The following is an 11,360-nucleotide window of genomic DNA, read 5'->3' as shown; positions in this document are numbered from 1 at the left end:
CCCACCCGGGGCTGGCCCTCTCGTCGTCTCGGGACCCGCCGACGCCGGGCAACCCTCGACCCGGACGCGCACAATGGCTCGATGAGCAGAGCCGAACAGGAGGCAGCCGACCGGTCCATACCGTCCGGCTCCGACTTCCTCCAACTCGACATCGGCGACGCGCCGGCCGGTGGCCGGGCCGACTGGCTCGCCACCCGGCTGCGGCTGGCGATCTCGGACGGCCGGGTACCGGTGGGCGGGCGGTTGCCGGCGACCCGGGTACTCGCCGCCGAGCTGGGCGTCTCCCGGGGCGTGGTCACCGAGGCGTACCAGCGGCTGGTCGAGGACGGTCATGTCGCCGGGCGGGGCCGGGGCGGGACGGTCGTGGTCTCCGCTCCGGTCGACGCGCCAGCCGTGCCGTCCCGGTCCACCGGCACCCCGGCAACGGCCGCCACCGGGCCCTTCGGCACCGATCCGCGCCCCGACATCTTCGACTCGCTCCGCGCCGCGCCGGCCCGGATCGACCTGACGCCCGGCGTACCCGATCTCGCTGCCTTCCCCCGCGCGGCCTGGCTGCGGGCCGAACGTGCCGTGCTCCACGACCTGACGCCCGGCGACTTCGGCTACGGCGACCCGAGGGGTACCCCGAGGCTGCGGGTGGCCGTGGCGCACTGGCTGGCCCGCAACCGGGGGATCGGCGTGGACCCGGACGACGTGCTGGTGGTGGCCGGGGTCGCGCAGGCGCTGACCCTGCTCGGGCAGGTGCTGCACACCGACGGGGTGCGGACGGTGGCGGTGGAGGACCCGGGCTCGCTCGGGGTCCGCCAGCAACTGCGGAGCTGGCGGCTGGCGACGCCGCCGATCCCGGTCGACGCCGGTGGGCTGCGCGTCGACGAGCTGGTGGCCAGCGGTGCCCCGGCGGTGATGCTGACCCCGGCACACCAGTTCCCGACCGGGGTGGTGCTGGACGGCGCCCGGCGCCGCGAGCTGATCCGCTGGGCGGCCGGCGGCGGGTTGATCGTGGAGGACGACTACGACGCCGAGCACCGGTACGACCGACCACCCGTACCCGCGCTGCGGGCGGTACTGCCCGAACAGGTCTGCTACGCCGGCAGCGTCTCCAAGCTGCTCGCTCCCGCCCTGCGGGTGGGCTGGCTGCTCGCGCCGAGCCGCTACCGCGCCGCCCTGGTCGACGCCAAGCGGACCGCGGATCTCGGCAACGCCGCACTGCCGCAACTGGTGCTGGCCGAGCTGATCGAGTCGGGGGCGCTGGAACGGCACCTGCGGTTCCTCCGCCGTCGCCACGTCCGGCGCCGGGACGCGATGATCGCCGCGATCCGGACCCACCTGCCGGACGCGGTCGTGCACGGCGCGGCGGCCGGACTGCACCTCATGATCACCTTTACCGGCGGCCGGGGCGCCTGCGGCAGCCGGGGCGCCCGCGTCGACGACGTCGAGCTGGCCACCGCGGCGCTCGCCCGGGGCGTCAAGGTGCAGCCGCTCTCCTGGCACCGGCAGCGTCCCGGCCCGCCGGGACTGGTACTCGGGTACGCCGCCAACAGCACCGCCGAAATCGAGGACGGCATCGCGACCGTCGGGGCGGTGCCGCGCTGACATCATCGAAGCTGTCGGAAGGAGCGCGACGTGGTGGACGCGACGCAGGTGACGGATCCGTGCTGCCAGCATGGCGAGGGACCGGTATGGGACCCCCGGCCGGCCCGGCTGTTGTGGGTGGACATGCTGGCCGGCGACGTACTGACGATGACGCCCGGGACGGAGCGGGTGGACCGGTACCACGTCGACACCGTCGCGGCGGTGGTCCGGCCCAGGGCCGGTGACGGCTACCTGGTCGCGGTCGAGCGGGGATTCGTGTTCACCGACGCGCAACTCCGGCCGGTACGCCGGCTGCCCGACCTCTGGACCGATCCCGACCTGCGGATGAACGAGGGCGGCTGCGACCCGGCCGGCCGGTTCTACTGCGGCTCGATGGCGTACGACACCCGGCCGGGTGCGGCGGCGCTCTATCGGCTGGACGCCGACCTGCTGGCCCGACGGGTACTCGCCGACGTCACCATCTCCAACGGCCTCGGCTGGTCGCCCGACGGCACCCTGGCGTACTACGTCGACACCCCGACCCAGCGCATCGACGTCTTCGACTACGACCCCGACGACGCGATGCTGACCGGCCGACGGCCGTTCGTCCGGATCGAGCCGTCCGACGGTGCCCCGGACGGGCTGACCCTGGACGCCGAGGGCGGGGTCTGGGTCGCGCTCTGGGGCGGCGGCGAGGTACGCCGCTACGCGCCGGACGGCCGACTCGACGTACGGCTGACGCTGCCGGCCCGCCAGGTCACCGCCTGCACCTTCGGCGGACCGGACCTGCGCGACCTCTACGTCACCACCTCCCGGCTCGGCCTGGCCGACCCGGAGCCGGCCGCCGGTGCGCTGTTCCGGGCCACCCCCGGGGTCGCCGGGCTGCCGGTCACCCCGTTCCGGGACTGAGCCCGGCGGGTCAACCGAGGCGGCACCCGTCGCGAGTTGAGACTTTGACGCCCGGCTGTCGAGGGGATTCGCCGGCAACTCTCAACACCGTGGTTCAACGATAAAGTTGAGGGAATGAGTGTCCTTGAATCTCCTGGCCAGGGCGTGCCGGTCGCGGAGTGGATCCGGGTCACCGGAGCCCGCGAACACAACCTCGCGGCCCTCGACGTCGAGATCCCCAAGCGCCGGCTGACCGTCGTCACCGGTGTCTCCGGGTCGGGGAAGTCGTCGCTGGTCTTCGAGACGATCGCCGTCGAGGGCCAGCGGCAGATGACCGAGATGCTGCCGATGTTCGTCCGCAACTTCCTACCGAGTTCCGGCCGGCCGGCCGTCGACCTGATCGAGCACCTGCCGGCGACGGTCGCGATCGACCAGCGACCGCTGACCGGTGGGCCGCGCTCCACCGTCGGCACCATCACCGACATCGCCCCGCTGCTGCGGCTGCTCTTCGCCCGGGTCGGCGAGCCGTTCGTCGGCTACCCCGACGCGTTCTCGTTCAACATGCCCGCCGGGATGTGCCCGGAGTGCGAAGGCCGCGGCGAGGTCACCGACGTCGACCTGGCCGCCTTCCTCGACCCCACCCGGTCGCTCGACCAGGGGGCGCTGCTCGCCCCGACGTTCAAGGTGGGCAGCCGGGACTGGCACCTGATCGCCGCGTCGGGCCGGCTCGACCCGGACAAGCCGGTGTCGGCGTACTCCGAGCGGGAGCTCGACGACCTGCTCTACGCGACCGACGGCACGGTGCCGCTGGAGGTCGCCGGGTCGACGCTCAACCTGAGCTACGAGGGCGCGGTGGTGAAGTTCCGGCGGCGCTACCTCGACCAGCAGTCCGAGCCGGCGGAGCGGACCCGGCGGATGGTGCAGGAACTCACCACCACGGTCCGGTGCCGGGCCTGCGGCGGCAGCCGGCTCTCGCCGCTGGCACTGTCCAGCCGGGTCGGCGGACACAACATCGCCGAACTCTGCGCGATGGAGGCGGAGGAACTGCTCGGCGTACTGGCCGGGCTGGAGGTGCCGGCGGCCAAGCCGGTGCTGGACACCCTGGCCGCCCAGGTCGGGCACCTGGTGGAGATCGGGCTCGGCTACCTGAGCCTGGACCGGCGCACCGGTACGCTCTCCGGCGGCGAGTCCCAGCGGGTCAAGATCGTACGACACCTCTCCAGCAGCCTGAACGACCTGCTGTACGTCTTCGACGAGCCGAGCGTCGGGCTGCACCCCCGGGACGTGCACCGGCTCACCAAGCTGCTGCACACGCTGCGGGACAAGGGCAACACGGTACTGGTCGTCGAGCACGACCGGGACGTGATCGCGGCGGCCGACCACGTCCTCGACCTGGGCCCCGGTGCCGGTACGGCGGGCGGTCGGGTGGTCTACGCCGGCGGGGTCGGCGCGCTGGCCGACGTCGACACCCCGACCGGCCGGGCGATGACCCGAGGCACCCGGCTGAAGGAGTCGGTACGCACCCCGACCGGCGTACTGCCGATCGTCAACGCCCGTACCCACAACCTGCGCGACCTCAGCCTCGACATCCCGGCGGGGGTGCTCACCGTGCTCGCCGGGGTGGCCGGCGCGGGCAAGTCGAGCCTGGTCGGCGGCGCGTTCCGGGCCCAGCATCCGGAGGCGGTGGTCGTCGACCAGTCGATGCCGCACGCCAACCGCCGGTCCACCGTCGTCACCTACACCGGGGTCGCCGACCAGATCCGGGCCGAGTTCGCCCGGGCCAACCGGGTCAGCCCGGCCCTGTTCAGCGCCAACTCCTCGGGTGCCTGCGCCACCTGCGCCGGCCTCGGCGTCGTGCAGACCGACTTCGGCGCGCTGGAGGGCGTGGCGCTGGTCTGCCAGACCTGCGACGGCCGCCGGTTCTCCGACGAGGTACTGGCCTACCGGCTGCGCGGGCGGACGATCAGCGACGTGCTGGAGATGACGGTCGCGCAGGGGCGGGAGTTCTTCGCCGGCAACCGCCGGATCGCCCCGGTGCTGGCGGCGACGGCCGACGTCGGGCTGGACTACCTGCGGCTCGGCCAGCCGCTGACCAGCCTCTCCGGTGGCGAGTGCCAACGGATCAAGCTCGCCACCCACCTGCACGGCGGCGCACCGGCGTACGTGCTCGACGAGCCGACCACCGGCCTGCACATGGCGGACGTGGGGCGACTGCTGGGCGTACTGGACCGGCTGGTCGACGAATACGCGGCGACCGTACTCGTGATCGAGCACAACCTGGACGTCGTCGCGCACGCCGACTGGGTGGTGGAACTCGGGCCGGAGGGCGGCAGCCGGGGCGGCCGGGTGCTGTTCCAGGGCGAGCCGCGCGGCCTGGTCGAGCGGGCCGGTTCCGCCACCGCCGTGCACCTGCGGCGGGCCCTGGGCCTCCCGGAGGTGGCGGCATGACGCGGGTACCGGACGACGACCGTCGCCGCTTCGCCGTCGCCGTCGCCGACGCGGCCGGGGCGGTGGTCGAGTTGCTCGGCGCAGCCCAGCCACGTACCGGCGTGCCGTTTCCGATCGCCGAGTTGCTGCCGCCGCTGACCGTACGGCACCGCGCACTCCAGGAGGCCGTCGACGGGTACCCCGGGCCGCTGGCCGTGGATGCGACCGGCCGGACCGACCCGCTGGGCCAGGAACTCGCCGGCCTGATGAGCTGGCTGCAACTGCTCCGGGTGCTCTATCGGGGGCTCGACGACATCCCGGAGCCGATGCGGATCACCGCCGGCCGCAGCTTCTCGGCCGCGCACCTGGCCGCCCGCCGGGTACGCGACCGGGCCCGCCGCCTGGCCGCCTGACCGCCGCCCGACCGCCGCTTGGCCGCCTGACCGCCGCCCGACCGGCTGACCGGTGCTCAGTTTCGCCGACCTCGACGAGGCCGCCAGGCCGGGCCGGGGTTGTCGGTCGGGCGGCGCCACGTCGCCCGCCGCCTGACCGGCTGACCCGGGCCGTGGTTGCGCTACGTCTCGATGTGTTCCTTGCCGAACCGGACGATGAGCCGGCTGACCACGACGGCATAGCAGATCATCAGCAGGGCGAGCAGCGGCATCAGGACGAGCGGCGGCGGCACCAGGGCGGCGGCGCCGACCAGCCCGACGGCGACCACCCCGATCCCGATCCGCAGCAGCGGTATGGTGCCCAGCGCGATCCGTTGCAGCGCCAGGCCACCGGTCATCCAACTGGCCAGCGAGACCGCCAGCAGCAGGCGCAGCATATGCGGCAGGTCCTCCCGGCCCTCCGCGACATCGCGGACGACCTGTCCCAGGCACCAGCCGAGCAGCAGCAGCGCGGAGCCGATCACCGCGTGCACCGTCGCGTAGCCGATGCCGGCGCTCAACCGCGACGTGGTCAGCCCCATGGTCACGAAGGTGGTGTAGACCCACCAGACCGACGCCGGGATGAGGAACGCGGTGATCGCCACCACGGCGACGGCCGGTGACGGCCGGGTCGGTACCGCGCCGATCAGGTCGGTCAGGCTGATCCCGAGCAGGATGATGGTGAACTGCCCGATCCGCTCCGGCAGGTGTGACGGGTGGACGGGGTGCTGGATCAGCCAGCGGCGGCCGAGCCACGGGGTCAGCAGTTCGACGACCAGCCCGATCGCCCAGAGCAGCGGACGGGTGTGCGCGGATACGGCGAGCGAGGCGACCCAGAAGAGCAGGCCCGCGCTGAACCCGATGAAGTAGACGGTGGTCAGCCGGCGTGCGGTACGACCGGTGCCGCGGACCCGGAGATAGAGCGCCAACAGGGTGCCCCGGACCACGAGGTAGCCGATCGGCAGCAGCAGGGTCTTCGGAGCGTCCTTGGCGCCGATCGCCATGGCGCCGGCGCCGACCATGCCGACGAGTACGGCCAGCCGGTGGCCGAGGTCGTCGGGGTCGAACCGGGTGTCGTAGAACGCCTGTCCGAGCCAGGCCCAGAAGACGATCACGAAGAGGCCGGCGGTCCGGAGCACGTCGTCGGGGTCGGGTACCGCGTTGGTGAGCCGATCCTGCACGGCGAGGAGCGCCAGTACGAAGACCAGGTCGAAGAAGAGTTCGAGCCAGGAGGCGTGTCGCTCCTCCTCCTCGCCGGGCAGGGACTCCGGATCCAGCCCCCAGCGCTCGATAATCCGACGTGGCCGGATCATGCCGTACCCGGATCACCGGTCCGGCCCGCCCGGCCGGGTACGCGGCGCCGCCTCCAGCTCACAGGCGGTAATCATCCCGTGGGTGACGGGTCGGGTGTGCGGGATCGGCGGATCCTGTTGGTCCGCCGGATCGGTGGGCGGGACGTGCACCGATCAGCCGAACGTCACTCAGATCCCGATGGGTACCTCATGGTTGACGCCATTGACCGCGCCCTGCTCACGCAGCTACAGCACGACACCACGCAGCCCTATGCGGCCCTCGGCAAGGCGGTCGGCCTGTCCGTAGGCTCGACGCACCGCCGCCTGACCTGGCGGTCTCCGGACCCTGCGGTCAATCGTCGATTGCCTGGTAGACAGCGGTCCAGAAGTCGTTCCACATCGGCAGCTTCTGGTCGCCCGCGTGCGCCCGCTGCATGACGAAGATCGTTGTCATGTCCTCGGCGGGATCGTTGTACCAGGCGGTGCCGTAGTAGCCGGGCCATCCGTACGTCCCGACCGAGGGCCCGAGGTGCGTGCGGCGGGTGCAGACTGACATCCCGAAACCCCAGCCCATGTGGTCGAAGTAGCCGGCGGGCCAGAACCCGGAGACCGCCTTCTGCTCCGGGTTCAGCTGGTCGCGGGTCATCAGGGTCACCGACGGCCGCGAGAGCACCCGCTCGCCGTGATGGGTACCGCCGGCGAGTAAGGCGGAGGCGAAGGCGAGCCAGTCGTTGGCGGTCGAGACGAGCCCACCGCCCCCTGACTCGAACACCGGTGGCCGGCTCCACCGCCCGTCGGGGCCGTCATCGACGACCGGCTCACCGGTGGCGGCATTGTCGTGCTCGTACGCCGTCGCCAACCGGCCGAGGCTCTCGCCGCCCACGCTGAAGCCGGTGTCCTTCATCCCGAGCGGACCGCAGATCCGCTCGCGCAGGGCATCCCCGAACGACATGCCCGTGGCGCGGGCGATGAGCACGCCCGTCACGTTGGCGGCGGTGTCGTACATCCAGCGTTCACCTGGCTGGTGGACGAGCGGGAGCGTGCCGAGCCGGCGAATCCACTCGTCCTGCGGCGCCTCGCCGAGGGCGTTCAGCGCGTCCGAGATCGGGACCGCCCCCGGCTCGGCAATGACCATGCCGGTGCCGAGGGTGAAGGTCAACAGATCCCGCAGCGTTATCGGGCGTTGCGCCGCAACGGTGTCTTCCAGTGGCCCGTCGGGATCGGCGAGCACGGTCATGTCCGCCAGCTCTGGGAGGAGGTTGTCGACCGGGTCATCGAGCCGGAGGGTGCAGTCCTCGACGAGCGTCATCGCACACGCGGCGACGATCGGCTTCGTCATCGAGCCCAGGCGGCAGATCGTGTCGCCGGCCATGGGCGTCTTCGACCCTGCGCCCTCGAACGCAAGATTGCCCGTTGCCTCGATGTGCACGTCGCCGTGGCGGGCGAGGACGGCCACCATGCCCGGGACGAGGCCGGAGTCGACGTGACGCTCGAGCAGCCCGCGCAGCCGGGCCAGCCGCTTCGACGAAAAGCCACCGGTAGTCACCTGTCTCCTCCCCGTCTCGTCCGTCCGGAGGTTACCTGTTGTCGGGTCGGCTTCCGGTGCAAGTGGCGGTTCGACTTTGCGCGACGACCGCACAGTCCGCGAGGACGTTGCGGAAGAGCGCGGTGGGGTCGGCACTACCGCCGGGGTAGGGCTCTCCGGCGTGCAAAGACGGGTGGCGGCGCCACCGACAGCGGACCGCGCTTTCTCAAGACTGGTGGCAACGTCCGGATCCAGCCCTGGAAGGGGCGACCATGTCTGTCGCAGCCCGGCCGCCCGTCCGGGGTACCGCACCCGGCCAGGCGGACCCGCCGGACCGATCCGCACCCGGCCACCCCGAGCGGGACAGGGTCATCGACCTGCTCCGGGTCGGGTCGGTGGGAATCGTGGTGCTGATGCACTGGGTCACGCCGTTGATCGTTCTGACCGGCGGACAGGTCCGGGTGGAGATCCTGCCGACTGGGCCGGTGACCTGGGTGGCGAGCTGGTTCATCCAGGTCATGCCGGTCATCTTCCTGGCCGGTGGGGTGGCCAACACCGCCGTGGTGAGAACCATGCGGGACCGAGGCCAGCCGTACTCCGGTTATCTCGTCTCCCGGGCCCGCCGGCTGGTGCTGCCGGTGGCGGTGCTGGTCGGGGTCGTCGGGGTGGTCTCGACCGCGCTGGCCGGTCTCGGCGCACCCGGTCTCGGCGTGGCGGTGAGCCTCGGGACGGCCAAGCCGCTCTGGTTCGTCGCGGTCTACCTACTGGTGGTGGCGCTCGCCCCGGGCCTGGTGGCGGCACAGCGCCGGTTCGGGCTCGCCGTTCCGGCGGCGTTCGCGGCGGCGGCGGTCACCGTCGACCTGCTCCGGTTCAATGGCGTGGCCGAGGTCGCCCCGCTCAACCTCGGCTTCGTCTGGTTGTTCGCCCACCAGCTCGGCGTGGCGTACGCGCTGGGCACGCTCCGGGCGGCCCGCCCTCGTACGCTGCTCGCCCTGGTTCTCGGAGCCGGGGCGACCTGCCTGCTGATGGTGACCGTGGGACCGTACCCACCGGCGATGATCGGCCTGCGGGACGTGCCGGTGTCGAACCTGGCCCCTCCGACCGCCGCGCTGGTGGTGCTCGCCGTGGCCCAGTTCGCGGTGATCACCTGGCTGGGCCGCCGGTTCGGCCCGGTGCTGGCCACACCGGCCTGGGTACGCCGACTGGAGCTGGCCAACCGTCCGGTGATGACCGTCTATCTCTGGCACCTGCCGGCGATGATCCTGCTGATCGGTGTCGGGCTGGCCGCACCGGAGGTCCTGCTCCCACCGGCCGGCGTCGAGTGGTGGGCGACCCGCCCGCTCTGGCTGGTCGGGTGCGTGCTGCTGCTCGCATTCCTGGTACGGGTGTTCCACCGGGTCGAGGCCGCCCCGGCACTGCGGCTGCCGTTCGCCGTACCTGCCGGTGCCCGGCCGGTAATGGCGGTCACCGGCGTCGGGCTGGCGATGGTCGCGGTCGACCAGATCTGGCGGCACGGCATGCTGCTGTTCGGTCCGGAGGCGACCGCCAGCGGGCCGGCGGTGCTCTCCCTGTGGCTCGCGGTCGTGCTGCTGGGTCGTCCGTCCGCCCCGTCCGATGCCCGATCCGTCGGTGGAATCGACGGTCGATTCTAGCCAAAAGCGATCACCGCGCATGATGGCTCGGCGCATAGGGAAGACTGGCGGGCATGGCTGATCTGGGTGACCCCAAGGCTGCGCTGCACCACTACCTCCGGGCGACCCGCGATGACCTGATCTGGAAGCTCGACGGGCTGAGTGAACGCGAGGCCAGACTGCCCCGTACCGCGACCGGCAACAACCTGCTGGGGGTCATCAAGCACTGCCTCAATGTCGAAGCCGGCTATTTCGGGCCGACCTTCGGGCGTGAGTTCCCGACGCCTGAGGAACTGGTCCCGATGCAGGCGTACGACGAGGACCCGCAGGCAGACTGGTACGCGGGGCAGGGCGAGACGAAGGATGGGCTGATCGACCTGTATCGCCGTGTCGGGGTGTTCGCGGATCAGACGATCGAACAGCTACCGCTCGACGCGCCGGGGCGGGTGGCGTGGTGGCGGCCAGGTGCACAGGCCGTGACGCTGCAAAGGATCATCGTCCACGTGACCTGCGACCTCGCTCGTCACGCCGGCCACGCCGACATCATGCGCGAGCAGCACGACACTACGATCGGCCTGCGGCGGGAGAACACCAACCTCCCCCAGGACTACGACTGGCCGGCGTACGTCACCAAGCTGACAAAGCTCGCCGACCGGTTCGGATAGCCGCCCGGTCCAAAAACCGTCCCGTTGCTGGTAGCGGCCATCATGACCGCCGCCCGCCACAGGTGCAGACCGGCGCGCTGTCCACATGCTGCGGGCCGCCGGGGACTCGAACCCCGGACAAGAAGGCGAGGGCGGTGTCGAGCTCGCCACCGTCGTTGTGCGGTACGGCTTCGCGTTGGGATTCGATCATGGTCCGACGTTACGCCCTTGTCCTGGCGGAAGGCAGGCGCGGATGAGATGGCCCCTACTCCGTGTAGGTCCAGTCCATTCCTGGGGTTCCATGGGAGGAGGTGGCCGGGCCGATAGTGGGTGACGGCTTAGCGTGGGTCGATCTCGACGTGGTGCGCCGCGAGTACGTCCAGGAGGTCGTCCATGGTGATTGTTGGGTGCAGCAGGCGCTGGTCGTAGCCGTTGACGAGGTGCTCGCGGGCGACGGTCGAGTCATGCCACACGAGCCGGAACGGTGTCCGCGCGCCGAATCCCCCGCTGAGACAGTCGTGGAGCGCGTCGAGATTCCAGCCGAAGTATCCGCCGGGGCCGTTGATCGCCTCGCCGATTGCGCAGTAGAACCCTTCGATGTCCGTGACGAACCGGCCGTCGATCTCGTACGTGGTGCCGGCCGGTCGGTCCGGCACACCGGACCGATGGGCGAGCGCGGTTCCTGCCCACTGGTGACGCAGTTCTCGGTCGTAGCCGGCCCACAGGTTCTTCTCGACGGGCCGTCCGGTGTACCAGTGCTCCAGGATGCCGAGGACCCCGGCCGGCAACGGTTCCCGCGGGTCGCTGTCGACGGTCACGTCGAGGAGTCCGGCGCCGAGTGACGTTGACTCGCCGGCCTGGACCGTTCCGGACACCACTGCGCCGATCACGCGGCTGATCGAACCGTCGGCGGCGACCATGTGGACCTCGGCGCGGATCCGGCGACGGCG

Annotated in this window: 10 protein-coding genes; 7 read left to right on the top strand and 3 right to left on the bottom strand. The window is 71.7% G+C overall.

Going from position 1 to position 11,360, the window contains the following annotated elements:
• Positions 1-81: 81 nt before the first annotated feature.
• The 4 genes from pdxR to Pma05_RS41725 all read left to right on the top strand — a co-directional run bounded on the left by pdxR (position 82) and on the right by Pma05_RS41725 (position 5,300).
• The gene (gene pdxR, locus Pma05_RS41740; protein WP_203863075.1) at positions 82-1,593 is read left to right on the top strand and encodes a MocR-like pyridoxine biosynthesis transcription factor PdxR; all 1,512 of its coding nucleotides are present in this window, start codon (positions 82-84) and stop codon (positions 1,591-1,593) included.
• Positions 1,594-1,623: 30 nt separating this feature from the next.
• A complete protein-coding gene (locus Pma05_RS41735; RefSeq protein WP_203863074.1) occupies positions 1,624-2,481 on the top strand; it encodes an SMP-30/gluconolactonase/LRE family protein in 858 nt (285 codons plus the stop codon).
• A 114-nt stretch (positions 2,482-2,595) separates the two neighbouring features.
• Positions 2,596-4,908 carry an ATP-binding cassette domain-containing protein gene (locus Pma05_RS41730; protein WP_203863073.1) on the top strand — a complete coding sequence of 771 codons (2,313 nt, stop codon included), beginning with the start codon at positions 2,596-2,598 and terminating at the stop codon, positions 4,906-4,908.
• On the top strand, positions 4,905-5,300 hold the full coding sequence (locus tag Pma05_RS41725) for a hypothetical protein (protein WP_203863072.1): 396 nt from the start codon (positions 4,905-4,907) through the stop codon (positions 5,298-5,300). Before Pma05_RS41730 ends, Pma05_RS41725 begins: the two co-directional genes overlap by 4 nt.
• Before the next feature lie 161 nt (positions 5,301-5,461).
• Here the strand turns inward: Pma05_RS41725 and Pma05_RS41720 are convergent, their stop codons facing one another.
• Entirely contained in the window at positions 5,462-6,631 is a 1,170-nt protein-coding gene (locus Pma05_RS41720; protein WP_203863071.1) for a low temperature requirement protein A, read from the bottom strand.
• A 189-nt stretch (positions 6,632-6,820) separates the two neighbouring features.
• On the opposite strand from Pma05_RS41720, the gene Pma05_RS44280 reads away from it, so the two are divergent.
• Positions 6,821-7,048, top strand: a complete 228-nt coding sequence (locus tag Pma05_RS44280; RefSeq protein WP_203863077.1) for an AsnC family transcriptional regulator — start codon at positions 6,821-6,823, stop codon at positions 7,046-7,048.
• On the opposite strand, the gene Pma05_RS41710 is transcribed toward Pma05_RS44280, so the two are convergent.
• Positions 6,963-8,156, bottom strand: coding sequence for a serine hydrolase domain-containing protein (locus Pma05_RS41710; RefSeq protein ID WP_203863070.1), 1,194 nt, complete (start codon positions 8,154-8,156; stop codon positions 6,963-6,965). The genes Pma05_RS44280 and Pma05_RS41710 overlap by 86 nt on opposite strands.
• A 251-nt stretch (positions 8,157-8,407) precedes the next feature.
• On the opposite strand from Pma05_RS41710, the gene Pma05_RS41705 reads away from it, so the two are divergent.
• Together Pma05_RS41705 and Pma05_RS41700 are read left to right on the top strand one after the other, a co-directional pair.
• Positions 8,408-9,787, top strand: a complete 1,380-nt coding sequence (locus Pma05_RS41705) for an acyltransferase family protein (protein ID WP_203863069.1) — start codon at positions 8,408-8,410, stop codon at positions 9,785-9,787.
• Between the two features lie 53 nt (positions 9,788-9,840).
• On the top strand, positions 9,841-10,431 hold the full coding sequence (locus tag Pma05_RS41700; protein ID WP_203863068.1) for a DinB family protein: 591 nt from the start codon (positions 9,841-9,843) through the stop codon (positions 10,429-10,431).
• A gap of 317 nt (positions 10,432-10,748) precedes the next feature.
• Here Pma05_RS41700 and Pma05_RS41695 read toward each other — a convergent pair.
• Positions 10,749-11,360, bottom strand: a 612-nt coding sequence (locus Pma05_RS41695; protein WP_239314196.1) for a barstar family protein, incomplete at its 5' end; no start/stop codon positions are given.

The organism is Plantactinospora mayteni, assembly GCF_016862935.1.
Classification (GTDB): Bacteria; Actinomycetota; Actinomycetes; order Mycobacteriales; family Micromonosporaceae; genus Plantactinospora; species Plantactinospora mayteni.
The sequence above is the reverse complement of the archived record's forward strand: the minus strand, read 5'-3'. Positions and strand labels throughout refer to the sequence as shown.

Excerpts from the sequence above, each read along its gene's own strand:
- Pma05_RS44280 (WP_203863077.1), top strand. The coding sequence starts at position 6,821 with ATGGTTGACGCCATTGACCGCGCCCTGCTCACGCAGCTACAGCACGAC.
- Pma05_RS41705 (WP_203863069.1), top strand. The coding sequence starts at position 8,408 with ATGTCTGTCGCAGCCCGGCCGCCCGTCCGGGGTACCGCACCCGGCCAG.
- Pma05_RS41700 (WP_203863068.1), top strand. The coding sequence starts at position 9,841 with ATGGCTGATCTGGGTGACCCCAAGGCTGCGCTGCACCACTACCTCCGG.
- Pma05_RS41725 (WP_203863072.1), top strand. The coding sequence starts at position 4,905 with ATGACGCGGGTACCGGACGACGACCGTCGCCGCTTCGCCGTCGCCGTC.
- Pma05_RS41730 (WP_203863073.1), top strand. The coding sequence starts at position 2,596 with ATGAGTGTCCTTGAATCTCCTGGCCAGGGCGTGCCGGTCGCGGAGTGG.
- pdxR (WP_203863075.1), top strand. The coding sequence starts at position 82 with ATGAGCAGAGCCGAACAGGAGGCAGCCGACCGGTCCATACCGTCCGGC.
- Pma05_RS41720 (WP_203863071.1), bottom strand. The coding sequence starts at position 6,631 with ATGATCCGGCCACGTCGGATTATCGAGCGCTGGGGGCTGGATCCGGAG.